Annotated in this window: 25 protein-coding genes and 1 pseudogene; 16 read left to right on the forward strand and 10 right to left on the reverse strand. The window is 65.6% G+C overall.

Features of this window, described 5'->3' with window-relative positions:
• Positions 1 to 126 precede the first annotated feature (126 nt).
• Together bamA and K359_RS0107195 are read left to right on the forward strand one after the other, a co-directional pair.
• Positions 127 to 2,637, forward strand: a complete 2,511-nt coding sequence (gene bamA, locus K359_RS0107190; protein ID WP_029078735.1) for an outer membrane protein assembly factor BamA — start codon at positions 127 to 129, stop codon at positions 2,635 to 2,637.
• Between the two features lie 121 nt (positions 2,638 to 2,758).
• The gene (locus K359_RS0107195) at positions 2,759 to 3,310 is read left to right on the forward strand and encodes a carboxymuconolactone decarboxylase family protein (protein WP_029078736.1); all 552 of its coding nucleotides are present in this window, start codon (positions 2,759 to 2,761) and stop codon (positions 3,308 to 3,310) included.
• 8 nt (positions 3,311 to 3,318) lie between these two features.
• Here K359_RS0107195 and K359_RS63175 read toward each other — a convergent pair whose 3' ends face one another.
• Entirely contained in the window at positions 3,319 to 3,498 is a 180-nt protein-coding gene (locus tag K359_RS63175; RefSeq protein WP_029078737.1) for a hypothetical protein, read from the reverse strand.
• A 9-nt stretch (positions 3,499 to 3,507) separates the two neighbouring features.
• Here K359_RS63175 and K359_RS66140 point away from each other — a divergent pair, with 9 nt between their 5' ends.
• The 3 genes from K359_RS66140 (at position 3,508) to K359_RS0107210 (ending at position 6,741) form a co-directional block, all read left to right on the forward strand.
• Positions 3,508 to 4,146, forward strand: a complete 639-nt coding sequence (locus tag K359_RS66140; protein ID WP_371261138.1) for an HNH endonuclease — start codon at positions 3,508 to 3,510, stop codon at positions 4,144 to 4,146.
• Positions 4,147 to 4,215: 69 nt separating this feature from the next.
• The gene (locus tag K359_RS0107205; RefSeq protein WP_029078738.1) at positions 4,216 to 5,382 is read left to right on the forward strand and encodes an ABC transporter substrate-binding protein; all 1,167 of its coding nucleotides are present in this window, start codon (positions 4,216 to 4,218) and stop codon (positions 5,380 to 5,382) included.
• A 141-nt stretch (positions 5,383 to 5,523) separates the two neighbouring features.
• A complete protein-coding gene (locus K359_RS0107210) occupies positions 5,524 to 6,741 on the forward strand; it encodes an MFS transporter (RefSeq protein ID WP_029078739.1) in 1,218 nt (405 codons plus the stop codon).
• Between the two features lie 43 nt (positions 6,742 to 6,784).
• On the opposite strand, the gene K359_RS0107215 is transcribed toward K359_RS0107210, so the two are convergent.
• Positions 6,785 to 7,429: a glutaminyl-peptide cyclotransferase gene (locus K359_RS0107215; RefSeq protein WP_029078740.1), complete on the reverse strand. Its 645-nt coding sequence runs from the start codon at positions 7,427 to 7,429 to the stop codon at positions 6,785 to 6,787.
• An 88-nt stretch (positions 7,430 to 7,517) separates the two neighbouring features.
• Positions 7,518 to 8,738, reverse strand: coding sequence for a hypothetical protein (locus K359_RS0107220; RefSeq protein WP_029078741.1), 1,221 nt, complete (start codon positions 8,736 to 8,738; stop codon positions 7,518 to 7,520).
• Between the two features lie 92 nt (positions 8,739 to 8,830).
• On the opposite strand from K359_RS0107220, the gene K359_RS0107225 reads away from it, so the two are divergent.
• Positions 8,831 to 9,079 (forward strand): hypothetical protein, encoded by a 249-nt coding sequence (locus K359_RS0107225; RefSeq protein ID WP_371261137.1) that lies wholly within the window; start codon positions 8,831 to 8,833, stop codon positions 9,077 to 9,079.
• Positions 9,080 to 9,084: 5 nt separating this feature from the next.
• On the opposite strand, the pseudogene K359_RS51350 reads toward K359_RS0107225, so the two are convergent.
• A pseudogene (locus K359_RS51350) lies at positions 9,085 to 9,843 on the reverse strand (adenylate/guanylate cyclase domain-containing protein); the annotation flags it as partial.
• Between the two features lie 151 nt (positions 9,844 to 9,994).
• Here K359_RS51350 and K359_RS0107235 point away from each other — a divergent pair.
• Positions 9,995 to 10,447, forward strand: coding sequence for an SRPBCC domain-containing protein (locus tag K359_RS0107235; RefSeq protein ID WP_029078743.1), 453 nt, complete (start codon positions 9,995 to 9,997; stop codon positions 10,445 to 10,447).
• 19 nt (positions 10,448 to 10,466) lie between these two features.
• Here K359_RS0107235 and K359_RS61120 read toward each other — a convergent pair whose 3' ends face one another.
• The 3 genes from K359_RS61120 to K359_RS0107250 are packed head-to-tail and all read right to left on the reverse strand — an operon-like array spanning position 10,467 to position 11,827.
• Complete coding sequence (locus K359_RS61120; RefSeq protein ID WP_156928394.1) at positions 10,467 to 10,628, reverse strand: hypothetical protein; 162 nt, start codon at positions 10,626 to 10,628, stop codon at positions 10,467 to 10,469.
• A 36-nt stretch (positions 10,629 to 10,664) separates the two neighbouring features.
• Positions 10,665 to 11,144 (reverse strand): Dps family protein, encoded by a 480-nt coding sequence (locus tag K359_RS0107245; RefSeq protein ID WP_029078744.1) that lies wholly within the window; start codon positions 11,142 to 11,144, stop codon positions 10,665 to 10,667.
• A gap of 41 nt (positions 11,145 to 11,185) precedes the next feature.
• Positions 11,186 to 11,827 (reverse strand): HD domain-containing protein, encoded by a 642-nt coding sequence (locus tag K359_RS0107250; protein WP_029078745.1) that lies wholly within the window; start codon positions 11,825 to 11,827, stop codon positions 11,186 to 11,188.
• Between the two features lie 206 nt (positions 11,828 to 12,033).
• Here K359_RS0107250 and K359_RS0107255 point away from each other — a divergent pair, with 206 nt between their 5' ends.
• Both K359_RS0107255 and K359_RS0107260 read left to right on the forward strand, forming a co-directional pair.
• On the forward strand, positions 12,034 to 12,999 hold the full coding sequence (locus tag K359_RS0107255) for a GlxA family transcriptional regulator (RefSeq protein WP_029078746.1): 966 nt from the start codon (positions 12,034 to 12,036) through the stop codon (positions 12,997 to 12,999).
• Between the two features lie 89 nt (positions 13,000 to 13,088).
• Positions 13,089 to 13,655 (forward strand): hypothetical protein, encoded by a 567-nt coding sequence (locus K359_RS0107260; protein WP_029078747.1) that lies wholly within the window; start codon positions 13,089 to 13,091, stop codon positions 13,653 to 13,655.
• Positions 13,656 to 13,777: 122 nt separating this feature from the next.
• Here K359_RS0107260 and K359_RS0107265 read toward each other — a convergent pair whose 3' ends face one another.
• The gene (locus K359_RS0107265; protein ID WP_029078748.1) at positions 13,778 to 14,131 is read right to left on the reverse strand and encodes an MmcQ/YjbR family DNA-binding protein; all 354 of its coding nucleotides are present in this window, start codon (positions 14,129 to 14,131) and stop codon (positions 13,778 to 13,780) included.
• Positions 14,132 to 14,315: 184 nt separating this feature from the next.
• On the opposite strand from K359_RS0107265, the gene K359_RS0107270 reads away from it, so the two are divergent.
• The 3 genes from K359_RS0107270 (at position 14,316) to K359_RS0107280 (ending at position 16,444) form a co-directional block, all read left to right on the forward strand.
• A complete protein-coding gene (locus K359_RS0107270; RefSeq protein ID WP_245284533.1) occupies positions 14,316 to 14,948 on the forward strand; it encodes a PadR family transcriptional regulator in 633 nt (210 codons plus the stop codon).
• A gap of 26 nt (positions 14,949 to 14,974) precedes the next feature.
• Positions 14,975 to 15,619: an O-methyltransferase gene (locus tag K359_RS0107275; RefSeq protein ID WP_029078750.1), complete on the forward strand. Its 645-nt coding sequence runs from the start codon at positions 14,975 to 14,977 to the stop codon at positions 15,617 to 15,619.
• A gap of 123 nt (positions 15,620 to 15,742) precedes the next feature.
• Positions 15,743 to 16,444, forward strand: a complete 702-nt coding sequence (locus K359_RS0107280; RefSeq protein ID WP_029078751.1) for a GNAT family N-acetyltransferase — start codon at positions 15,743 to 15,745, stop codon at positions 16,442 to 16,444.
• Positions 16,445 to 16,474: 30 nt separating this feature from the next.
• On the opposite strand, the gene K359_RS0107285 is transcribed toward K359_RS0107280, so the two are convergent.
• A complete protein-coding gene (locus K359_RS0107285) occupies positions 16,475 to 18,391 on the reverse strand; it encodes a right-handed parallel beta-helix repeat-containing protein (protein ID WP_029078752.1) in 1,917 nt (638 codons plus the stop codon).
• A gap of 250 nt (positions 18,392 to 18,641) precedes the next feature.
• Between K359_RS0107285 and hchA the strand changes: the two genes are divergently transcribed.
• Positions 18,642 to 19,511 (forward strand): glyoxalase III HchA, encoded by an 870-nt coding sequence (hchA, locus tag K359_RS0107290; protein WP_029078753.1) that lies wholly within the window; start codon positions 18,642 to 18,644, stop codon positions 19,509 to 19,511.
• Between the two features lie 190 nt (positions 19,512 to 19,701).
• The gene (locus tag K359_RS0107295; RefSeq protein WP_029078754.1) at positions 19,702 to 20,406 is read left to right on the forward strand and encodes a PA1136 family autoinducer-binding transcriptional regulator; all 705 of its coding nucleotides are present in this window, start codon (positions 19,702 to 19,704) and stop codon (positions 20,404 to 20,406) included.
• A 26-nt stretch (positions 20,407 to 20,432) separates the two neighbouring features.
• Here K359_RS0107295 and K359_RS0107300 read toward each other — a convergent pair whose 3' ends face one another.
• Positions 20,433 to 21,374 carry a LysR family transcriptional regulator gene (locus tag K359_RS0107300; RefSeq protein WP_029078755.1) on the reverse strand — a complete coding sequence of 314 codons (942 nt, stop codon included), beginning with the start codon at positions 21,372 to 21,374 and terminating at the stop codon, positions 20,433 to 20,435.
• 98 nt (positions 21,375 to 21,472) lie between these two features.
• Here K359_RS0107300 and K359_RS63185 point away from each other — a divergent pair, with 98 nt between their 5' ends.
• Complete coding sequence (locus K359_RS63185; protein WP_198031120.1) at positions 21,473 to 22,156, forward strand: MFS transporter; 684 nt, start codon at positions 21,473 to 21,475, stop codon at positions 22,154 to 22,156.
• Complete coding sequence (locus tag K359_RS63190) at positions 22,156 to 22,695, forward strand: MFS transporter (RefSeq protein WP_198031121.1); 540 nt, start codon at positions 22,156 to 22,158, stop codon at positions 22,693 to 22,695. Before K359_RS63185 ends, K359_RS63190 begins: the two co-directional genes overlap by 1 nt.
• The last annotated feature ends 35 nt before the right edge of the window (positions 22,696 to 22,730 follow it).

Below are 22,730 nucleotides of genomic sequence, written 5' to 3' on the forward strand. Positions count from 1 at the left end.
CCGGGCAAGGGCTGCGTCGCTTGGCGCTTACAGTCCCAAACCACTGGAAATAATCCCGCAACCTAGCAGCCACACCGCAGCCATCACCGTCCCGTCACAACGGGTGACTTGTTCGCGAGGTGTGGAATGAAGACGTGGCGGAGCCTTGTCGTGGCGGTCGTGCTCTCGGGTTTGTCGATCCCGGGAACGCCGGGGACATGGCTGTTGGTGGCACCAGTGGCGGCGCAATCGGTCGATGCGATCACGGTCGAAGGCAACCGGAGAATCGAGGCGGAAACCGTCCGCTCCTATTTCAGGCCGGGGCCCGGCGGACAGCTCGATCAGGCCGCGATCGACGACGGGTTCAAGGAGCTGCTCGCGACCGGGCTGTTCCAGGACGTCAAGATCAATCGCGCCGGTGGGCGGATTGTCGTCTCGGTGATCGAGAATCCTGTGATCGACCGCGTCGCGTTCGAGGGCAACAAGAAGATCAAGGACGAGCAGCTCTCGGCCGAGGTGCAGTCGAAGTCGCGAGGCACGCTGTCGCGGCCGATGGTGCAGTCCGATGCGCTGCGGATCGCTGAAATCTACCGGCGCTCCGGCCGCTACGACGTGCACGTCACGCCTGAGATCATCGAGCGGCCGAGCAACCGCGTCGATCTCGTCTTCACCGTCGAGGAGGGGCAAAAGACCGGCGTCAAGACCATCGAGTTCATGGGCAACAACAGCTTCTCGGCGGCGCGCCTGAAGGACATCATCAAGACCCATGAGTCGAACCTCCTGAGCTTTCTCGGCAACGGCGACATCTACGACCCCGATCGCGTCGAGGCCGATCGCGACCTGATCCGTCGCTTCTACCTCAAGCATGGCTATGCGGACGTGCAGGTCGTGGCCGCGCTCGCCGAATACGACCCGGGACGCAAGGGTTTTCAGGTCACTTTCAAGATCGACGAAGGGCAGCAGTACCGCGTTGCGACGGTGAGCTTCCGCTCGACCATCGCGGGGTTCGATCCAAACAGCCTGCGCTCGCTTTCGCGGGTCAGTGAAGGCTCGCTCTACAATGTCGAAGCCATCGAGAAATCGGTCGAAGACATGCAGATCGAAGCCTCGCGCCGCGGCTATGCCTTCGCCGTGGTCCGTCCGGACGGCAGCCGGAATTTCGAGGCCCACACGGTGGGGATCATGTTCCGCGTGGGGGAGGGGCCGCGGACCTATATCGAGCGCATCGACATTCGCGGCAACGGCCGCACGCGCGACTACGTGATCCGGCGCGAGTTCGATCTCTCCGAGGGCGACGCGTATAACCGCGCGCTGGTCGATCGTGCCGAGCGGCGGCTGAAGAATCTCGACTACTTCAAGACGGTCATGATCACCACGGAGCCCGGCTCATCGAGCGATCGCGTGATCTTGGTCGTCAATCTGGAGGAGAAGTCGACCGGTGACTTCTCCGTTTCGGGGGGCTATTCCACCACCGACGGCGCGCTCGCCGAGGTCAGCGTCTCCGAGCGCAATCTGCTGGGCCGTGGCCTGTTTGCGAAGGCAACGGTCAGCTACGGCCAGTACTCGCGCGGCCTGTCGCTGTCCTTTGTCGAGCCGTATCTGCTCGATTATCGCGTCGCGCTCGGGCTCGATGCCTATTACAAGGAGCAGTTGCCAACCGATTACACGACCTATGGCGTGAAGACGATCGGGTTCTCGCCAAGGCTTGGTCTGGCGTTGCGCGAGGATCTGACGCTCCAGCTTCGGTATTCGCTTTACCAACAGGAAATCTCGCTCGATAGCGCCTACGCGAACTGCAACAACAACGCGTCCAACACGTCGCTCGCGTTCAATCCGACGCCCGCCTACATCCAGAGTCTGCTCGGCGGCGTCGATCCGACCAACTCGGTCTCATCGGGGCTCTATGGATATGGTTGCTACGGCGACGGCGAATCCACCTTGCCCGTGCGCAAGGAGCTGGCTGCCGGTGCGACCTGGACCTCGCAGCTCGGCTACACCCTGAGCTACAACACCCTCGACAACAACAAGAACCCGACCGACGGCCTGATGATCGACTTCAAGCAGGATTTTGCCGGCGTCGTCGGCGACGTGACCTATCTGAAGAGCGCGGTGGACGCCAAGTACTATACGCCGCTGGTGTCCGACCTGATCGGGCTGATCCACCTGCAGGGCGGCCTACTCACCAAGATCGGGGACAATGATCTGCGTATGCTGGATCATTTCCAGATGGGGCCGAACCTCGTGCGTGGCTTTGCTACCAACGGCATCGGTCCGCGTGACATCACCTACGCGAGTTTCGGGGCGGTCGGGGATGCGCTCGGCGGAACCAAATATTGGGGCGCTTCGATGGAACTGCAAATGCCATTCTGGTTCTTGCCGTCGGAGGTCGGGTTGAAGGGAGCGGTCTATGCGGATGCCGGCTCGCTCTGGGGTTACCAGGGACCGACGTCGTGGGCCGCGACCGGCGAGGTGAACACGGCTGCTTGCAAATGCGGCCTGCAATACGACGACGAGAACGTGGTGAGGACCTCGGTCGGCGTCGGCCTGATCTGGGCGTCGCCGTTCGGGCCGCTGCGCTTCGATTACGCGGTGCCAATCACCAAGGGCAAATACGACATCGTGCAGGAGTTCAGGTTCGGCGGCGGGACGTCGTTCTGAGGCGGTTGCGCCGACCAGATGCGACGCCTGCCATGCGGCGCTGCGGCTTGCGGCGCCTGCCGAAGCGGGGCAGGCTGCACCGGTTCAGTTCCGACCCGAGGCGAGATCCAAGGCAAAATCCATGTCACGCGTGTCCATCAAGACCAAGAGCGACCTGCCGGCCGAGCTCAAGCCGCTGTGGGACAAGATGACCACCTATGGCGCGTTCGAGAACCAGGCCGGCGTTATGGCGCAGCGCCCGCCGATCTTCAAGCACACGTGGTCGCTGCTGGTCGATCTTGCCGACGAGGCGGTGCTGTCGAAACGGCATCTCGAACTCGCACTGGTGACGGTGTCGCTGTTGAACAAGTGCGATTATTGCGTATCGCATCATGCGCCGAAGCTCGCGATCCAGGGCGTCTCGGAGGAGGGCGCCGAACGGCTGCGCGACTATCAGGATCATCCCGAGCTCGACGCGCTCGACAAGCTCGTGGTCGAATATGCGATCGCCGTCACTAACAACTGGAACAAGACCCGCGACGAGATCTTCGCGCGGCTCCGCGCGCATTTCTCGGAAGCGCAGATCGTCGAGTTGACCTGGCGGATCGCGCTGTGCGGGGCCTTCAATCGCTTCAACGATATTTTGCAACTCGATGTCGAGCAGGGCGTTCCGCTGCGCGAGGCCGCAGAGTGACGGCTTGATCAGGTAACAGATGTGATGCAGCCGCCGAGCGTAGCCAGGACGAAGTCGGCGCGCGCGGCCGGCGATGTCTTCGGCAGGTTGACGACGTCGTAGTCGGGCGTCGGAAGCGTCTCTATCAGGCGCTGATGCTCGGCCGTCGTCGCCTCGAACTCGTGCCGGCGCTTTGCTTCTGGAGGCATGCTATGACTATGTGGCAGTCTGCAGAGATTCTTCCGTCGAAAGCGCATATATATGAGTATTGGAAGCATCGGCTTTCACGGTTGTACTTGCATGTAGAACCGAGGAAGCCTCGCTGTTGGGCTTGTGGATTTCACTATGGCACAAGGTACGACATCAAGCGGCCTGACGCGGGTTGGGACGAAATACTGCGATGTTGGAACCGCATTCCTCTTCAACGCTGTCACATAATCCCAAGGTCGCTCAACGGAAGCGACAATGTGTCAAATCTGTTCTTGCTTTGCCGCGAGTGCCACGACCAGATGCCAAACACCAGCATTCCTGAGGTGTTCTTCAGATGGTCTCGCGCACAAAACTGGGAGTCTCGTGAGGATGCCAGGATTCGAGATGCGATGAGAGCTTTCGGCGTGGACACAGTCAGCTTGCGGCGTCTCGATCAGGTGATCAAGTCGTCTGAGTTCAAATCTTGGATCGAGGGCAAGTTCGGGTTGCATCGTCCACAATCGAATTACGCGCCGATTTCTTCGCGGCTCACGCCGGCGACGTTCGTAGGGTTGGCTGTCCTTTATCATCGCGAATTGGCCGACACCTCTCGGAGTTCGCGAGGCAATCCCGCAACCAAGCGATTGCCCCGGCGGTTGCGCTCTTAACCAATCCTTTCGAGCCGCGCAGCTAGACTCGGCCGACATGCGCTTGTCGGCGGTACGAATCGAGGACACATGGCATCACGCAGGATCACGTGCATCGCGCTCGCGCTGCTGCTCGGCTCCACGGCGCTGCGACCTTCATGCGCAGCGGACGCCGGCGGACCGATCCGCGTCGGCGCGGTGCTGCCGTTTTCGGGTGGCGTCGAGCTTTATGGCCAGCAGGCGAAGCTCGGGCTCGATCTCGCCGCGCGCGACATCAACGCGGCGGGCGGGATTCTCGGCCGTCCCGTCGAGATCATCTATGCCGACGACAAGACGCGGCCGGAGGCCGCCGCTGACGCGATGCGCTCGCTGGTCGAGAAGGACGGCGCGCTGGCCGTGGTCGGTCCGATCACCTCGCGCAATTTGAATGCGCTGGTGCCGCTGGCCGAGAGTTCGAAGACGCCGCTGCTCTACGCCACCAATTACGAGGGCGGCAAATGCAGCCGCTATCTGTTTTCGTTCGGCGCGGTGCCGAACCAGGAGCTCGGCCAGCTGTTGCCCTACATGACCCAGACCTTCGGCAACACGTACTTCCCGCTCGGCGCCGACCGGGTCTGGCCGCACCAGATGTTCGACATCGCACAGCCCCTGATTGAGAAGCTCGGCGGCAAGGTGGTCGGGACCAAATACACGCTGGGGACCGAGACCGACTTTTCGCCGCTGATCAAGGAGGTCGCGGCGAGCAAGGCCAAGGTGCTGCTGTTCGCGCTGAAGGGCGACGGCATGGATTTCATCCGGCAGGCCGACGAGGCCGGGTTGCTGAAGGACATCACGGTCGCTTTCCTTGGCTTGTCGGAGGTCGACCTCGGCATCTTCCGCGGCAAGGGCCAGAACATGGTGACCGTGGTGCCGGCGGTCGCAGCGAGCGACGATCCCGCCGTCAAGGCATTCGTCGCCAAGGCACGCGCGGCGGCTGGTGCCGGCGTTGCCGTGTCGAATTACGTGATGACGCACTACAACACCCTGGTCGCGCTCAAGGCGGCGGCCGAGAAAGCCGGCAAGCTCGAGAAGGAGGCCATCATCGACGCAATGGCGGGCCTCACCATTGCGTCGCCGACCGGTCCCGTGACGCTCGGTCAGGATCACCACGCCGCGATGAACATGTTCATCGCCAGGACACAGGGGAGCGAACTCGTACAGGTCCGTGCGCTCGGCGAGATCGCGCCGCAGCCCGGGTGCAGTTTGGCTGGTCGCTAGGCGCCAAGGGGACGGGGCGCGGTTGCGGCCATTGGAGGCTGCCACGCTCGCAAAAAAGTGAGCCGGAGCGGGTCGCCGGCTGTCGGTTCCTCACCGTCCCGCTCGTCTTCCATTCAGAACGAGCTGAATGGGAGTTTTGGAATGAGCAATTCGACCTATCGCTGGGTGATCGTCGCGGCCGGCGGCCTGCTCGGCTGCGTCGCGATCGGCGGCATGTTTTCGCTGCCGGTGTTCCTCCAGCCCATGGCGCGCGAGACCGGCTGGTCGGTGACCGGCATCTCCAGCGCGATGACGATCGGCTTCCTCGCGATGGCCTTCACCAGCATGATCTGGGGCACGCTGTCCGACCGGTTCGGGCCGCTCCCGGTGGTGCTGACCGGATCGGTCGTGCTGGCGGCGAGCCTGGCGCTGGCCAGCCAGGCCACGTCGCTGCTGGCGTTTCAGTTCGTGTTCGGCGTGCTGGTCGGTGGGGCCACCGCCGCGATCTTCGCCCCGATGATGGCCTGCGTCACCGGCTGGTTCGACACCCATCGCAGTCTCGCCGTCTCGCTGGTGTCGGCGGGCATGGGCATGGCGCCGATGACGATGTCGCCGCTTGCGGCCTGGCTGATCTCCCACCACGACTGGCGGTCCGCGATGCTGATCGTGTCGGGCGTGGTCGGTGCGATCATGATCCCGGTCGCGTTCCTGGTGCGCCGTCCGCCGGCGCTGCAGAGCGACCACGCTGAGGCGGTCACCGAGAACGGCGAGCCGCCGATGTCGCTGGCTCAGGCGCTACGCTCGCCGCAATTCATCATCCTGACCGCGACCAGTTTCTTCTGCTGCGCCACCCATTCGGGCCCGATCATCCACACCGTCAGCTACGCTATCACTTGCGGCGTCCCGATGATCGCAGCGGTCACGATCTACAGCGTCGAAGGACTGGCCGGCATGGGCGGCCGTATCGGCTTCGGCCTGCTCGGCGATCGCTTCGGCGCCAAGCGCTTGCTGGTGTTCGGCCTGCTCGCCCAGGCGTTCGGCGCTCTCGGTTACGCCTTCGTCCGCGAACTTGCCGCGTTCTACGCAGTCGCTGCGCTGTTCGGATTCATCTATGCTGGAACCATGCCGCTGTATGCCGTGCTGGTCCGCGAGAATTTTCCGCTGCGGATGATGGGCACTGTGATTGGCGGTACGTCGATGGCCGGCAGCCTCGGCATGGCAACCGGCCCCTTGGTCGGCGGCCTGATCTACGATGCCTTTGCGAGCTACACGTGGCTCTATGTCGGCTCCTGGGCCATGGGCATCGGCGCGTTCCTGATCATGATGACGTTCCGGCCGATGCTGGCGGCACGGCCCAATGCGGTGCCGGCGCCGGCGTGAGAGTACGGTGGGTGACGCGGTCTGTTCGATCGCGTCACGCACGTCACTTGCGGTCGCGCTTCGGCCGCCGGATGGCGCGCACCTTGTTGTTGGTGGAACCGCTGCCGCAGAAGAACCGGTCCTTCCCGTCGGATTCGAGCCCGGAGACGAACACGCCCTGCGGCATCTCCAGCCGTTCGATCACTTCGCCGGTCTGCGGATCGATCCGCCGCACGTCGCTCTGGTCCTCCTCCCATGTGCCGTGCCAGAGCTCGCCGTCGACCCAGGAGACACCGGTGACGAACCGGTTGCTTTCGATGGTGCGGAGGATCTTGCCGGTCTCCGGATCGATCTGGTGGATGGTGCGGTCGCGATACTGGCCGACCCACAGCGAGCCTTCCGCCCAGGCCATGCCGGAGTCGCGGCCGCCGCCGGGCGCGGGGATGGTGGACACCACGCGTCCGCTGTCCGGCTCGATCTTCAGAATGCGGTCCTCGGCGATCTGATAGAGGTGCTTGCCGTCGAAGGCGGTGCCGGCATGGGCCGCGATGTCGAGGATGCGGGTGGTCTTGCCGCTGTCGGGATCGAACGCGACCAGCCGGCCGCCGGCCGCGAACCAGACCTGCTCGCCGTCGAAGCTGACGCCGCCCACGCTCTCGACGCCTTCGAAGGCATATTCCCGGATGATCTCGGCTTCGGACTTCTTCATGCGGCGCTCCTGGTTCTTGCTTTGACGCGTTTTCTTGACGCGAACCGGTATCCACTTCGCTCGAAAACGCGCTGATTGCGCCCTGATGCTAGCCGTTCGGCAGCGGGGCAGGGAGTAACAACGTCGTCGTGAATCCCGGCACCGGCGGCGTCATCCAGCGCCGGGCACGAGCGCGGCCGACCGACTGCACCTTGCCTGTGGCGGCCAGCGCGTCGAGCGCGCGCTGCACGGTGCGCTGGCTTGCCCCGAGCGCCACCGACAGCGCCGAACTCGACCAGGCCTCGCCGTCGGCGAGGAAGGCGAGCACTTCCGCGTGCTCCTCGTCGACCGGCAGCGCCAGCACGGCGACGTTGCGCCGGCCGCGCGGCTCTAGCACGAAGCCGTCAGGCGTCGCGGTGAGATCGGCGAGCGGCCGCAATGCCCGGCGCAGACGTCCGATCTCGACCCGGAGCCGCGCGCGGTGCGATTCGTCGGCGTGCTTGCCGCGAAACGCCCGCGCGATCAGCGTGCCGCGCGACACGTCCTGCGGCCAGGCTTCGCCAAGCGCGCGGGCGAGCGCGAACAGCACCGGCCGCCGCGTCAGCGACACAGTGGTGCTGAGATCGCGCACGACATAGCGGCAGGCATCGACGACGAGCGCCTTCGACGCCAGCAGGGCCTCGACCTCCGCGAGCAGCAGCGGCCGCTCGCTGCCGCGTGCGATCAGACGCGCCGCGGGGGTCGCGAGCAGATGCGCGGTGCCTTCGACCTCGGCCGCGAGTTCGGCGATGCCGGCGCGGCGCGCCGCATCCCTGGCCCGCGCCAGCGCTTCGCGTGCGGGCTTGGTGCGCAGCCGCCGCATCGCGATCCCGGCCACGACCAGTTCATGGCCGACCCGCAGCGCCGGCGGGAAGGGCGCCGGGTCGAGGTCGTCGAGCATACGCTCGGCTGCATCGAGGCTTCCGATCAGCAGCAGGCGACGGATTTCGAGATAGCCGGCATGCGCAGCGTTGAGCGCGTCGCCATGCGCGGCCAGCGTCGCGCGCGCCGCGGCGAGCGCCTTCTTGGGAAAGGACAGATCGCGCGACACCAGCGCGATCTCGGCCTCGGCCACCACGCAGCGCGCCCGTGCGATGGCTTCCCGCGGGCCGAAGGCGCGGCCCGCCCGCCGCAACAGCTCCTTGGCGCGGGCGAAATCGCCGAGCCGGGCCATCGCAATGCCGCGGAGCGCCAGCGCCGGGGCATCGTCACGCAGGGCCACCCGTTTCAGTGCGCCGAGGGGATCACCCGCCGCCAGCGCGCGCGCCGCAGCTGTTATCAGCGAGTCCATTCGAATCCCGACACACTTGTCACTCTCGCCCTCCGAGGCCCGGTCCTAACCTAGCACATGACGAGATGGATCAGCTCCAGAGAGATCGAATGATGACCGGGATCGAAACACACGAGGATTGGTTGAAGGGCCGGCTAGGCGGACGCGGTCCGATGGTGGCGCGCTGGCTCGCGCTGGCGGCAGCGCCGACCTTCGCGCTGATGGCGCTGATCGCCGCGATGGCGCCGGCCGACATGATCTGCGGCGGCATGCAGGGGCCGCTTTCACTGCAGGGGATGGTGCCGATGTATGCGCTGATGAGCGCCTTCCATCTGGCGCCGTGGCTGCGGTTGTTCCGATGACCGGCTCATCCCTCCGGCACGACCGCACATGGCCGTGCGATGCCGCGCAGCTCGTGGGTGCCGAGTGCGATCAGCGGCATCTCGGTCTCGGTGGCGAGTGCGCCCGAGACCAGCACGGTCTGCTCGAGCGGCTTGCACAGTCCTTCCAGCCGGCTGACCAGATTGACCGCGGCGCCGATCGCGGTGAAGTCGAGGCGGTCGGCCGCGCCGATATTGCCCCAGTGCACCTCGCCGAGATGCAGCGCCGCACCGAATGGCAGCGGCGGCAGGTCGCGGCCGCGCCGCTCGGCATCGAGATGCGCCATGCCGACGCGTGCCGCCGATACTGCGCGCAGCGCCGCCTCGCATGCGCTGCGCGCGCTGGTCGTGACCGGAAAGATCGCGAGCAGACCGTCGCCGATGAATTTCAGCACCTCGCCGCCGAAGGCATGGATCGCGCCGGCGATGCGGTCGAACCAGGCATCGAGCGCCGCGATCACCTCGGCAGGCGGATGGTTTTCGGAGAGCGCGGTGAAGCCGCGCAGATCGGCAAACAGCAGGGCCGCCCGGATGGTTTCGCCGGTGTTGCGCCGCAAGGGCGACGCCAGCACGCGCGCCGCGCTGCGCCGGCCGAGATAGGCTTCCAGCGCCGCGGTGAGTGTCGCGCGTGCGGCGAGCGCGACAAGCGGTGCGGCCGTGAAGCGCGCCGCCTCGCGCAATTGATCCGCCTCCGCGGGCGTGAAGGGACGTGTCCCGATCCAGCCGAGGGTCGGGCCATCCGGTCGCCGCCAGCAACCGGTTGGCGCCCGCGGTCTCGGCGGCGGCGTCGACCAGCCAGCTCAGTGTCGAGGACAATCGCATCGCCCATCATGGAGTTGATGCGCCGCCCTTGTCACGAATTATCCCGAAACCTGACCGCCCATGGAGGATCAACCGATGACCGAAGCCTTCATCGTCCAACGCGAGATGCAGATCGCAGCTCCGCCCGCAACCGTGTTCGCCTTCCTGACCGATCCGCAGAAGATCGTCAGCTGGATGGGGCTCGAGGCCGAAACCGAGCTGCATCCCGGCGGGCTCTATCTGCTCAAGGGCGTCTCCGGCGATCTGTCGCGGACGGCGCGCGGCGCGTTTCGCGAGGTCGTGCCGGTGCATCGCCTAGCCTACAGTTTCGGCTGGGAGGGCGGCGCCGAAGTGCCGCCGGGATCGAGCCTGATCGAGATCGACCTGATGGAACAGGACAACGGCACGCTGTTGCGCATGACCCATAGCGGCACGCCAAATGCGGCGCAGTGCGCGAGCCATGACAAGGGTTGGACGCACTACCTTGCCAGGCTCGCGCTCGCGGCCGGTGGGCGAGCTCCTGGCCCTGACCGCGGTCCGCACGCCTGAACCGCGCCGCGGGCGCCGTTCAGTCTGCTCGCATCGAGGAGATCGGATCGCTGCAGGGAAAGCTGTCCTCGAGCGCGACGTCGAGCCAGTAGTCTTTATGGATCGGCTGGTCGTTGCCGCGAAACGCTGGCTCGGCATGCGATGCCACGGAGGCGTCGCGATTGATCTCGAAAGCGGTCATTGTCGTTCTCCCTGATATGCCTGCTGTTGGGCGGTCCTATTTCACGTCGAGCGTCGCGCGCAGCATCCAGGCGTGCTTTTCGTGAGCGGCGGTGCGGGCGTTGAGCATGTCCATCGTCGCTTCATCGCTGGCAGACTCGGCGACTGCGAAGGCGCCGCGGATGGCCTTCACGACGGTCTCGTTGTCGAGCAGCAGCTCGGCCACCATGGCGTCGGAGTCGAGGCTGGCGTGGCCGTCCTTGATCGCGGTGAGGTTGGCGAAGGCGGAGTAGGTCTGCGGCACCAGCTCGCCGAGGGCGCGAATGCGCTCGGCGATGTCGTCCAGCGCCTGCCACTCCTCGCGATATTGTCCCTCGAACAGCGTGTGCAGGGCCTGGAACGTCGGACCGGTGACGTTCCAGTGGTAGCCATGCGTCTTCAGATACAGCGCATAGGTGTCGGCAAGCACCTTCGAGAGCGCCTCGGCGATGCTGGTCCGTTCCGCTTCGCCGAAGCCGGTGTTGACGGCGATGGTCATGGTCGTCTCCTTCGCGGTTCGGATTGAAATTCGGCGCGGCGTCATGTCGGCCATTTCGAGCCGAGGATGATCGAGCAGAAGTTCGTCCTTGTGTAATTCACGTCCTTCAACGCGAGCACGTCGGCCTTGACGTTGCCGAAGGTGGTGTGCGGCTTCTTGATGGTGCCGGCGGCGAAATGGTCGATGATGTTTTCCTTGAAGTTGGCCTCGCGCGGATGGTGCGCGCAGACGTGGTCGCGGTGTTCGTGCGCGAAATCGTCATATGCGATGCCGAGCACGTCCATCTCGACGCCGGCGGTGACCAGTGCAATGGTCGGGCGCATGTGCTCGGGAACGCCGGGCGTGGTGTGCAGCGCGATCGATGTCCAGACGTCCTCGATGTCGCGTTCGGCGACGCCATAGCCCTTGAGGAAGTCGCGCGCGGCGTTGGCGCCGTCCACCTCGAAGCGCAGGTCCGGGCTCGCGTGCGCCGCCGTGAGACCCATGTCGTGGAACATGGCGCCGATATAGAGCAGCTCGGAATCGAATTTCAGCTTGCGGCGGTTGCCAGTCAGTGCGCCCCAGAAGAACACCCGGCGGCTGTGATTGTAGAGTAGATCGTCCTCGGTATCGCGCACCAGCTGGGTGGCGGCGCGAGCCATGGCGCTGTCGGGTACACGGATGCCGGCGATGATCTCGGTCATTTCAAGACGCTCCTCGATGTGGCAAGACGATGCCGTGGCGTGCGAACACGCGGGCACCAGCGTTCGTCTCTGCGGTGGGTTCGGATCGCCCGGTGGCGTGATCCGTGGGGTGTATGTCGCCCGTTTGGCCTGATCTCGCAACGATCGCGCGCCGCCGGATCGGGCCAACGAGACGTCGTTTCGCGCCAGCTGAGCAAGGAGAACGTATGGCGGTTCAGAAGATCGCGATCGCAATTCACGAGGGGGTTCAGGCGCTCGATGTCGCCGGTCCCGTCGATGTGTTCGCGGAAACCAATGGCTTCGTGCCATCAGGCCATGGCTACGAGACCGTGCTGGTCGGCGCCAACCGCGAACCGCTGCGCGCATCGAACGGCATGAAGATATCCGCCGACCTCAGCTTCGACGAGGCAAACGAGAAGTTCGATATTCTGCTGGTCGCCGGCGGGCCTGGATTGCCCGACGCCGATCCCGATCCCGAACTGACGCGGTGGCTGCGCGGGGCGCCCGAGCGCGCCGAATTGTATGGTTCGATCTGCACCGGCGCGTTCGCGCTCGGCCATGCCGGGCTGCTCGACGGCCACAAGGTGACGACGCATTGGCAGAACGCGCAGCGGCTGGCGGCGCGCTTTCCGGCCGCCGAGGTGATCTTCGACCGGATCTACATCCGCGACGGCAAGCTGATGACCTCAGCCGGCGTGACCGCTGGGATCGATCTTGGATTGGCGCTCGTCGCCGAGCGTCATGGGCCACAGGTCGCGGTCGCGGTGGCAAAGCGGCTGGTCGTGGTGGCACAGCGCCAGGGCGGGCAGTCGCAGTTCAGTCCCTATCTCACCGCGCCGGTCGACGAGGATTCGCCGATCGCGCGGGCGCAGGCGCATGTCATGCAGCGCGTCGGCGAGCGCCACACGCTGCAGTCGCTGGCCGAGGCCGTCAGCATGAGCGTGCGCAATTTCGGCCGCAGCTTCGCGCAGGAGACCGGCATCACGCCGCACGAATTCGTCGAACGGGCGCGGGTCGACGCCGCGCGCCGGTTGCTCGAGGGCTCGGACCGGCCGCTGAAGGCGGTTGCGTTCGACTGCGGCTTCGGCTCGGCCGACCGGATGCGGATCGTGTTCTCCGAACGGCTCGGCGTGTCCCCCGCGCAGTACCGCGCGAGTTTTCGCAAATTGTGACGCCGTTCATGAAGCCGACGCCTGATCGGGGGTAGGATCGATGTCGCCGACGCCGTTTCCCCCCGCATATCCTTCCCCACGAGGCCGCCATGGACGCGCTCACGCTCTTCATCATCCGTCATGCCGAAAAACCTGGCGATGGCTGGCCGGGACCCGGCTTCACCGCGGACGGAGTGTCCGATACCGAGTCGCTTGTGCTCCGCGGTTGGCAGCGCGCGGGTGCTTGGGCTGCGTTGTTCGGCACCGATCTCACCGGCGGTGACTATGCCAAGCCTGACGCGATCTACGCCGCGACGCCCGGCACCACGCCCAACCAGCCGCCAAGCAGCCGTCCAGCCGAGACGATCTCGGCACTCGCCGCGCGCCGCTCGCTGGCGCCGAACGAAGGCTTTGGCAAGGGTGATGAGCCGGCGCTGATGCAGGCCGTGCTGGCGCTGAAGGGCGTCGTGCTGTTGTGCTGGGAGCACAAGGCGATCATCTCGGACATCCTTCCGCTGATCCCGGTCAGCAAGGGCACGCCGCCGACCAAATGGGAGGGTAGCCGCTTCGACGTCGTGCTGCGCTTCGACCGCGCAAAGGGCGACGACAAGTTCGCCTTCAAGGAGCTGTTTCCGAAATTGCTGTCGGGCGATTCCGACAAGCCGTTGGGTGGTTGAGCGGCGCTGCGGCCGGAGCCTTTGCCGTTCCGATTGAATCGGAACGGGGCTCTAGATTCTTGTTTTGGCGCGTTTTCTTCACGCGAACCGGTATCCACTTCGCTCGAAAACGCTTTTGCCGGTCACGCGAGCCCGAGCGCCTTGCGTGATTTCCGCGTCAGCTTCGCGGCGATCAGGGCATGCGCCTGCGCGAGATAGGCCTTGAGCTCGGCGTCGGGCAGGGCGTCGTTGGCCGCCAGCTGCACCCATGTGGCACGCGCCAGATACGGCGCCGGCCGCGCCAGGCCCTGCTCGATCAGCAGCTGATAGGCCATGTTCGAGGTCTTGAACATGAAGCCGCCGGTGCTCTCGATGAAGCCGCCGGCCAGCGCGAACATCTTGCCGCCGACCTTGAACACCGACGTGCCCTCCCATTGCACCACCTTGGTGGCGGCGGGCAGGCGCAGGCAATGGGCTTCGAAGGTTTTGGGGCGCATGAGTCGCAGAAGTTGGGAAACCTTCTGAAGCCATAGGCCAGCTGCGCGAACGTCGACAAGCCCAGTCGTTCCCAGCGAGCGTGGCCGCCGCGGCGTCGGGCCGCCGGCTCCTCACGAAAACGTGGGTTGTCGTCTTTTCATCTGAAGATATATCGTAAGATACGTTTTCAGTAAGGAACAAGCGATGATAAAACAGATGTTTCGTGACCGGGACGATGATGGATTCCGGTTTGGGTTCTTCGCCATGGGCCGGCACGGCCGAGGTGGCCACCGCTTTGGCCGCGGCGGTCCTGGCTTCTTCGGACGAGGCGGAGGCGGCGACTTTCCGGGATCGCGGCGGCTCTCGTCGCAGGATCTGCAGCTCGTCGTCCTGGCGCTGCTCGGCGAGCAGCCCGCGCACGGCTATGAGCTGATCAAGACCATCGAGGAGAAGTCAGACGGTTTCTACAGCCCGAGCCCGGGCGTGATCTATCCGGCGCTGACATTCCTCGAAGAGATCGGCCATACCAGCGTCACCCAGGATGCAGCGCGCAAGCTCTACAGCATCACCGAGCAGGGCAAGGCGCATCTCGCCGACAACCGCGCCACCGCGGACACCATTCTCGAAGCGCTGTCGCGGATCGGCCGCCGCATGGAGGAGGTGCGCGAAGCCTTCGCCGGCGTCAGCGATCTCGATGGCGAAGCGTCCGACGAAATGCACCGCGCTCGTCACGCGCTGAAAAGCGCGCTGCGCCAGAAGCGCGGCAGCGATGCCGCCGAGGCGCGGCGCATCGCGAAAATCCTGGAGCGCGCTGCCGCCGAAATCCTGCAGCAATGACACAGTCGCAGCGAAGGAGACCTTTCATGTACAACGCTGAACCGCACAGCGCGATGATTGACGCCCGCGTTGCTGCCGTCATCGAGCGCCTGCAGGCGACGCGCCGGGCGCCCGTGCGGGGCAATCCGATGCAGAGCGGCAGCCGCGATCCGCACGACTATGCCGGGCAGGGATTCTCGATCCATCCCGAGCAGGGCGAACTGATCTATCTCTTGTGCCGCGGCCTGCGCGCCAAACGCGTCGCCGAGTTCGCGACCTCGGTCGGAATGTCGACGCTGTATTTCGCCGCCGCGATGCGCGACAATGGCGGCGGCACGGTGATCGGCTCGGAGATCGTGCCGGCCAAGGTCCAAACCGCGCAGCGCAATCTCACTGATGCCGGCCTTGCCGACTACGTCGAGATCCGCGAGGGCGATGCGCGCCAGACGCTGCGCGATCTCGGCGGTCCCGTCGACTTCATCCTGATCGATGGCTGGCCGGGCGACAAGGGACCGACGCTGGCGCGCCAGGTGATCGAGATCGTCGCCCCGCAGCTTCGGGTCGGCGGCTATGTCATGAACGACAATGCCGAGGCGGATTTTCTGGAGTTCGTGCGCGATCCGAAAAATGGCTTCGTGTCGATCACGCTGCCGCTCAAGGGCGGCACCGAGCTCTGCCTCAAGGTGGCGTAGCCCGGCCGACGGCATCGCTTGACCGGCGGCTGGCGTGATTGTGAGCCGCATCCGCATCACGCCATGCTGGATTTTGCCGGCGCTTCTTGCTCTGTTCGAGGCAAATCAGGAGCGAAGCGCCGCATGTCCGCCGTACCGCCACTTCATCCGCTCGATCGCCCGATCTGGAGCGCGCTGACCACAAGACAACGCGGCCTGGCGGAGGGCGGCACCGACGCCCGGCGCTTTCCGCTCGCGATCGCACCCTTCGCCGACATGGTCGACATGTCGCCCGAGAGCTTTGCGGCGCTCGGCGCGCTGTTGTCGGGACCTGAGATCGCGGTGCTGTTCACGCCCGATCCGGTCACCGTGCCGGCGGCGTTCAAGGTGCTGCTGGCCGAGACCGGCGAGCAGATGATCGGCACACCCGCAGACTTTGCGCTGTCCGGCGTCGAGATCGTCACGCTCGGCGCCGCCGACGTTCCTGCGATGATGGCGTTGACGGAGCTGACAAAGCCCGGCCCGTTCAGTGCGCGGACGCATGAGCTCGGCACCTTTCTCGGCATTCGCGTGAACGGCGAGCTGGTCGCGATGACCGGGGAACGCATGAAGCCGGGGAACTTTACCGAGATGACCGCGGTCTGCGTGCATCCGGACTATCGCGGCCGCGGCTACGCGCAGGCGCTGCTGGCGGCGGTCGCCCGCCAGATCGTGGCGCGCGGCGAAATTCCGTTCCTGCACGTTTTCACCAGCAATGTTTCGGCGATCGCGCTGTACCGGCGCCAGGGCATGGAAATCCGCCGCCGTCTGCACATCACGGTGTTGCAGAAGCAGGGACAGGGCTGAAGTGTTGTCTCTGCTCAATTCGGCGCTCGCTCATGCCAGCCGGTTGTTGGCGAGATGCACCGTGCGCTTGTCGCAGCTGGGATCGATCGCGACGGCATTCGCCGCGATCCGGCCGCGTGCGGCGACATTGTTGCTGATCTCGACGTTCCTGGAGTGGCCGACATAGATCGCGCTGTCGGGCCTGATCCTGAAGAACTCGCCGGCCCCGAACGCATTGCCGCGCACAAATGTCTGGCCGATCACATTGTCGGCGATCTTGAGGCCGTCGGCATTGCTGACGAAGATCGCGTAGATGCAGGAATCGTCGATATGATTGCCTTCGATGATGACGCGCCGGTTCTCGAAATTGTCCTGAAATCCCTTCGCGCTCTCCGGCGGCACCATGCCGACATAGATGGTGCCGAGGGTGCCGCTGCCGCTGGTCAGCTCGTTGGCGCCGTTGACGCAATGGCTGAAGCGGTTGCCTCTGAACACGAGGTTGTCGGCAAATCCCGACTCCGACCAGAAGCCGATGTCGCTGCCCGCCTGCAGCGCCACCCCGGTCGAGAAGGTGAACTGGCAGTTTTCGACGATGGCGTTCGGCGCCTTCATCAGCACCCGGCCGCAGGCGTGGAAGCTGCACCTCAGCACCGTGGCGCCCGACCCGGCATGCGTCAGCGAGGTGATGGCGTCGCCGACCTTGAGCGGCAGGTCCTGCTGCAGGGTGACGTCATAGACCAGGTCCGGCTCGGTTGTCGAGCTCCTGTTGTTCCAGAGCTGGGCGATCTTCGCCTTCAGCTCCGGCGCATGGCGCTTGGTCAATTGCGCGACCTTGCCGCGCCCCAGTGAACGAAACGTCGCGTGATCGCAGCTCTCGATGTCGTCACCGGCCACAAGCCCGATGTCCCATTTCGGGCTGAGCAGAAACCGCCGCGGCGCGGTCTTTGCCACGACGTAGTAGTAGAAGCCGTGAACATTGACCGCATCGTCGGAGGTGTTGGCGAAACTGCAATCCTCGATGGTCGGACCCCGCGCGACCGCGGTGAAGTGCGAACCGTCGGAGTTGGTCGAGATCAGCCGGTCGGTCGTCGCGCCCTTCGGCCGGGGTCCCGGAACGACTGAGACTTTTTGCAGCATCATCGAGCCTTCGCCGCCATTCTCGATGATGCCCATGCCCGGCGAGGCCAGGAGCTTCAGGTCGATCAGGCTCGTGGCGACGCTGGAGTCCACCGTAACGGCGTGCGCGCCGCCGTTGGAGATCGCGACCACGTCGCCGATCGCGATCGGCAGCTGGCTCGGGAAGCGGTCATTCGCGCTCCACTGCAGCCGCACATTGATCAAGCCGTCACTGATGCGCGCGACGTGGCTCGGCGAGAGGAAGTCGCGGGCGCCAGTCTTCAGCGCCCGGTTGTGGCGGTCCATCACCTTGAAGAAGCCGCCGGCCATGGCGGCGAGCTGGGCGGCATCATCGGGATAGCCCGGATCGATCCTCACCGTGATCTCGAGTGCGGCCTTGTCGAAGGCCGCGATCGTACCCTGCGTGAACGGCAGCGGATCGTAGTCAATGCTGAGGTCACGGATCGTGAGGTGGCTGCAACCCGAGATCACGAAGGTCCCGCTGCGCGTCGTGTTGATCAGCTGCGCGCCATTGCCGTTAAGCTCGAAGCCGTGCAACTGCCGGAACGCGATCGGCCGCTCGATCCGGTAGCTGGCGTTCTTCTCTAGGTTGAGAACGATGTGAACCGGTCCAGCCTTGCTGGCGTCAGCCGCTGCCTTGGCAACGGCAGCCAGCGCCTTGGCGAAGGCCACGTCGGCGTCGCCGCTGGAGGTGGCCGTGAAGCTGGCCATGTCGAAGGTTGCAGACCCAGGGAGCGGCGCCGGTTCGGCGCCGCTTTCGGCGCCGAGCAGCGGGCTCGCTATGACGAACGAGGCAAGCGTCAGCGCTCGCCGGCGGCTGATCGGCATCATGCACGACTCCTTGCGCGACCGCGATCGGTCGCGCGCACCATCCGGCCGCGGAGATGAATTGGAGCCAAACGACGCGGAGGTGGCGCAGGGGCTCTCGACGTTGTGATGAATATCGCCGCTGCGTTCCCTCAGGCTGCACCGGTCTGGCGCCGGGTTCCCCCCCGCGAGCCATTGAGGGAAATCCCTCGTTCGTGATTTCGGGGCTCGTGCTTACCTTTGCAGGATCGCAACACGATGAGAGGATATCGCGATGTCCGAGCAATCCCAGGACAAGCGTCCCGTACCCGATCCGGCGGAGAACAACGCCTTTTTTCCGTCGCCTTACTCGCTTGGGCAATTCACCTCGGCCAAGTCGGATCTCTCCGGCGCGGACTATCCCAATGCCTACAAGGGGGGCCGCTGGAAGATTCTGATGATCGCCGCGGATGAGCGCTATCTGCTGTTGCAGAATGGCACGATGTTCTCGACCGGCAACCATCCGGTCGAGACCTTGTTGCCGATGTATCACCTCGAGGCCGGTTTCGAATTCGACATCGCGACCGTGTCGGGCAACCCGGTCAAGATGGAGCTCTGGGCGTTTCCGAAGGAGGACGACGCGATCAAGAGCATCTACCAGAAATATCTCGGCCGGCTGAAGCAGCCGCTCAAACTCTCCGACGTGATCGAAAACAAGCTCGGCAAGGAGTCCGATTACATCGCGGTCTTCATTCCCGGCGGCCATGGCGCGCTGATCGGGTTGCCCGAAAGCCTCGATGTGAAGGCCGCCCTGAAGTGGGCGCTCGACAACGACAAGCATATCATCTCGCTTTGCCATGGCCCGGCGGCGCTGCTGGCGTCCGCGGTCGGCGAAGCCAAGGGCGATTATCCCTTCAAGGGCTACAAGATCTGCGCATTTCCCGACGCCATCGACCGCACCACGCCAGACATCGGCTACATGCCGGGCGCGCTGACCTGGGCCTTCGGCGAACAGCTGCAGGTGCTCGGCGTCGAGATCCTGAACAAGGACATCACCGGCAAGACGTATCAGGATCGCAAGCTGATCACCGGTGACAGCCCGTTCGCTGCCAACAATGTCGGCAAGGCGGCGGCAAAGGCCTTGCTCGATACGCTCGGCGGCTGAGGGGGGCTTGGCCATCGGCCAAGCCAGCGCACGGCGAGGGCAAACCTCGCCGCGTCGCCCGCGACCGGCAGACGATGGTGACGCGGCTTGAGTGACGCGGTTTGGGTGACGCGGCTTGCGGGTCGGCTTCCGCTGAGGGAAAGTCCTCAATCGGCCGGGCCGCGCCCGGCGAGACTTTCCGGGACACGACATGGATCGCTACATCGAAGCCGTGGTTGCGATCGAGGGCAGCGAGAGCTTGTCCGCGATCCGGGCGGTTGTGCGGTCGGCGTGCGTGCCGCTCGGTTACGACCGGTTCGTGATGTTCTCGGCATCCCCGGCGCGGGAGGACCTGGTCGACAGGATTTATTGGGTCGAGGGCGACTGGTTCGGCAAGGGCGTGACGGTCGATGCCGAGACCTATGTCCGGCACTGTCCGGTGACGCGCAATTTCCTCAATGTGGACGAGCCGTTTTTCTGGACCAAGGTGCTGTCCGCTCGTGGCGAGAAATACCGCGTGGTGCGCGCGCCACGCGGACCGGGTTTCCATGGGCTGCAGGTCCCGGTGTTCGGGCGCACCGGCCTCGAAGGCGCGATGAGCTTCGCCGGCATACGTATCGACGCGTCGGCACGGACGCGGGTGGCGCTAGCGATGATCGGCGCCGCGGCCTTCCGCGCCGCTCGCCGGCTGATGGAAGCACGCGAGCCGGACGGTGCGTCGAGCCTGTCGCCGCGCGAGCGCGAGGTGTTGCGCTGGATCTCCGCCGGACGGCGGCAGGCCCACATCGCGGCGTCGCTTGGTCTGTCGGAGCGGACGGTCGAAAACCATTTGCGGCGGGCCCGGCTTCGGCTCGGCGTCGCGACCACCGCGCAGGCCATCCGGCTCGCGATCCGCAGCGGCGAGATCGAGGATTGACGCGAGCACGAACTGGCTGCCGCTTCTTAGCGCTTCTTCGCCGCCCTCGTTTTGATTTTTGGCTGGCTGCTGCGCGCAGCAATCCGCGTCAACGCCTCTGCAAACGCGCCCGCGGCGGGGCCGAGCGGCTCGTCGAGCCGGTGCGCGAGATAGGCTTCCATCGCAAGCGCGGCGTTGCGGCCGAGCGCGCCGGTTTCGACCCGCACCAGGCGGCGTTCGCTGAGGTCGCGCGCCACCTGCCAGAGCGGCAGCCGGCCCCAGCCGAGCCCGGCCAGCATCATGGCGTGCTTGGTGTCCTGATTGCTGACCCTACAGATCTGCGGCGAGAGCACGCCGAAGCTGCGGCCCTCCGACAGCGGTGTCGGATCCGACAGCACGATCTGCAGATGATCGGCGAGGTCGGCGACGCTCTTGCGGCCGCGGCGCGCGAGCGGATGGCTTGCGGCGACGACGGCGACCATCTGCACGGCGCAGATCGCATCGAGTGCGAGGCGGGGATCGCGGAAATCTTCCCCGACCGTGACGGCGAGCGCGCTGCGTCGTTCGGTCAGGGCGGCGATCGGCCCGCCCATCGGTTCGACCGCAAGCCGGACGCCGACCGATGGATAGGCCGCCCGCATTTCCGTCAGCGCCGCGCCGATGGCGGCGATCGGAAACAGCGTATCGACGACGAGCGAAAGTTCCGATTCCACCCCGTCGCCAAGGCCGCGCGCCCGCGCGCGCATCGCGTCGACGCGGAGCAGGAGGTCGCGCGCATTGCCGAGCAGCGCCTTGCCCTCGGCCGTCAGTGCCGGGCGGTGGCTGGAGCGATCGAACAGCATGAGGCCGAGTTCCGCCTCGAGGTTGGCGATGGCGTGGCTGACCGCGGATTGCACCCGCGTCAGCTTGGTCGCCGCGGCGCGAAAGCTGCCGTTCTCGGCGATGGCGACGAAGGTGCGGATCTGGTCGAGCGTGAGGTTATCGAGCATGATCTATGAAATCGATCAACTGGATGCAAAACATATCACTCCTGTCGATGATCGGGAAACGCTATCTCTGGTGAATTGGGCTGGGGCAGGGTGAACGCATGACGATCGAGACGGCCGTGGTGCAGCAAAGCGAGGCGAAGCGATGGGCGACGGTCGCCGTCGTGATGGGCTGCGGCATCGGCGCCGCCCTGCAGGTCGGCAAGGTGCCGATTGCGGCGTCGATGCTGCAACAAAGCCTCGGTATCGACCTCGCCGCGGTCGGCACCGTCGCCGGCATCTTTGCGGTGCTGGGGCTCATTGGCAGTGTCCCGGCCGGCGTCGTGATTGCCGCGGTTGGCGCGCGCCGGGTGTTATTGTGCGGCCTCGCAGCCATTGCGCTCGGCGCGGCCTCAGGCGCGCTCGCGCCGTCGCTTGCGGTGCTGCTTGTGTCCCGTCTGCTGGAAGGGCTCGGCTTCCTGCTGGTGATGGTCGCAGCCCCAGCACTGCTCGATCGCGTCGTCGATGTCAGCGCGCGCGACGTCACCATGGCGGTGTGGAGCTGCGTGATGCCGTTCGGGATCGCGCTGGCGCTGGTCGCGGGGCCGATCTTCGATGGCTGGCGCGCGATCTGGTGGGCCAGCGCCGCCTTTGTCGCCCTGCTGTTCGTGCTCGCCGGCGTCATCGTGCCGGAAGTGGCATCGCAGACCGGCCCAGCGCGAACTGGCCTGATGCAGGAAGCGGCTGCGCTGGCGCGGCGACGCACACCGGCGCTTCTGATGGGCTGTTCGCACTCTACAGCCTGATGTTCTTTGCGTTGTTCAGCTTCCTGCCGATCCTGCTGACCGAGCGGCTCGGTGTGTCCAGCCAGAGCGCCGGCGGGCTCAGTGCGCTGGCGGCGGCCGGCAACGTCCTTGGCAATCTCGCCGCCGGCAATCTGCTCGCGCGCGGCGTCAGCCGCATCGTGCTCATCGCGGTGGCGGCCTTTGTGATGGGCGCCTCGGCGCTCGGAATCTTCCTGCCGTTGCTCGGCGGGTGGGGGGCATTTTGGCTGTGCCTGCTGTTCTCCGCGACCGGCGGCCTGATCCCGGCGACGTTGCTTGCAACCGCACCCGCGGCGGCGGGTTCGGCGGCGATGGTCCCCGTCATGATGGGACTGTTGATGACCGGCAGCAATTTCGGCCAGGTGACCGCACCGATCGCGGTCGGCGCCGTGGTCTCGGCTTGGGGCTGGGGCGCGGCCTGTATCATGGTGGTTGCCGCGGCGATCCTCGCCGGTCTTGCGGCATGGGTGCTGGCGCGCGGCGATCACAAGCGCGTGGGCGAGGCGAGTGACCCGGCTTGACGCCGCGGGCGCAGAGGTCGAAGGAGTGAAGGTCT

Origin of the sequence: Bradyrhizobium sp. th-b2 (genome assembly GCF_000426785.1) — a bacterium.
Taxonomy (GTDB): Bacteria; Pseudomonadota; Alphaproteobacteria; order Rhizobiales; family Xanthobacteraceae; genus Bradyrhizobium; species Bradyrhizobium septentrionale.

Excerpts from the sequence above, each read along its gene's own strand:
- bamA (WP_029078735.1), top strand. The coding sequence starts at position 127 with ATGAAGACGTGGCGGAGCCTTGTCGTGGCGGTCGTGCTCTCGGGTTTG.
- K359_RS0107195 (WP_029078736.1), top strand. The coding sequence starts at position 2,759 with ATGTCACGCGTGTCCATCAAGACCAAGAGCGACCTGCCGGCCGAGCTC.
- K359_RS63175 (WP_029078737.1), bottom strand. The coding sequence starts at position 3,498 with ATGCCTCCAGAAGCAAAGCGCCGGCACGAGTTCGAGGCGACGACGGCC.
- K359_RS66140 (WP_371261138.1), top strand. The coding sequence starts at position 3,508 with ATGTGGCAGTCTGCAGAGATTCTTCCGTCGAAAGCGCATATATATGAG.
- K359_RS0107205 (WP_029078738.1), top strand. The coding sequence starts at position 4,216 with ATGGCATCACGCAGGATCACGTGCATCGCGCTCGCGCTGCTGCTCGGC.
- K359_RS0107210 (WP_029078739.1), top strand. The coding sequence starts at position 5,524 with ATGAGCAATTCGACCTATCGCTGGGTGATCGTCGCGGCCGGCGGCCTG.
- K359_RS0107215 (WP_029078740.1), bottom strand. The coding sequence starts at position 7,429 with ATGAAGAAGTCCGAAGCCGAGATCATCCGGGAATATGCCTTCGAAGGC.
- K359_RS0107220 (WP_029078741.1), bottom strand. The coding sequence starts at position 8,738 with ATGGACTCGCTGATAACAGCTGCGGCGCGCGCGCTGGCGGCGGGTGAT.
- K359_RS0107225 (WP_371261137.1), top strand. The coding sequence starts at position 8,831 with ATGACCGGGATCGAAACACACGAGGATTGGTTGAAGGGCCGGCTAGGC.
- K359_RS0107235 (WP_029078743.1), top strand. The coding sequence starts at position 9,995 with ATGACCGAAGCCTTCATCGTCCAACGCGAGATGCAGATCGCAGCTCCG.
- K359_RS61120 (WP_156928394.1), bottom strand. The coding sequence starts at position 10,628 with ATGACCGCTTTCGAGATCAATCGCGACGCCTCCGTGGCATCGCATGCC.
- K359_RS0107245 (WP_029078744.1), bottom strand. The coding sequence starts at position 11,144 with ATGACCATCGCCGTCAACACCGGCTTCGGCGAAGCGGAACGGACCAGC.
- K359_RS0107250 (WP_029078745.1), bottom strand. The coding sequence starts at position 11,827 with ATGACCGAGATCATCGCCGGCATCCGTGTACCCGACAGCGCCATGGCT.
- K359_RS0107255 (WP_029078746.1), top strand. The coding sequence starts at position 12,034 with ATGGCGGTTCAGAAGATCGCGATCGCAATTCACGAGGGGGTTCAGGCG.
- K359_RS0107260 (WP_029078747.1), top strand. The coding sequence starts at position 13,089 with ATGGACGCGCTCACGCTCTTCATCATCCGTCATGCCGAAAAACCTGGC.
- K359_RS0107265 (WP_029078748.1), bottom strand. The coding sequence starts at position 14,131 with ATGCGCCCCAAAACCTTCGAAGCCCATTGCCTGCGCCTGCCCGCCGCC.
- K359_RS0107270 (WP_245284533.1), top strand. The coding sequence starts at position 14,316 with ATGATAAAACAGATGTTTCGTGACCGGGACGATGATGGATTCCGGTTT.
- K359_RS0107275 (WP_029078750.1), top strand. The coding sequence starts at position 14,975 with ATGTACAACGCTGAACCGCACAGCGCGATGATTGACGCCCGCGTTGCT.
- K359_RS0107280 (WP_029078751.1), top strand. The coding sequence starts at position 15,743 with ATGTCCGCCGTACCGCCACTTCATCCGCTCGATCGCCCGATCTGGAGC.
- K359_RS0107285 (WP_029078752.1), bottom strand. The coding sequence starts at position 18,391 with ATGATGCCGATCAGCCGCCGGCGAGCGCTGACGCTTGCCTCGTTCGTC.
- hchA (WP_029078753.1), top strand. The coding sequence starts at position 18,642 with ATGTCCGAGCAATCCCAGGACAAGCGTCCCGTACCCGATCCGGCGGAG.
- K359_RS0107295 (WP_029078754.1), top strand. The coding sequence starts at position 19,702 with ATGGATCGCTACATCGAAGCCGTGGTTGCGATCGAGGGCAGCGAGAGC.
- K359_RS0107300 (WP_029078755.1), bottom strand. The coding sequence starts at position 21,374 with ATGCTCGATAACCTCACGCTCGACCAGATCCGCACCTTCGTCGCCATC.
- K359_RS63185 (WP_198031120.1), top strand. The coding sequence starts at position 21,473 with ATGACGATCGAGACGGCCGTGGTGCAGCAAAGCGAGGCGAAGCGATGG.
- K359_RS63190 (WP_198031121.1), top strand. The coding sequence starts at position 22,156 with ATGTTCTTTGCGTTGTTCAGCTTCCTGCCGATCCTGCTGACCGAGCGG.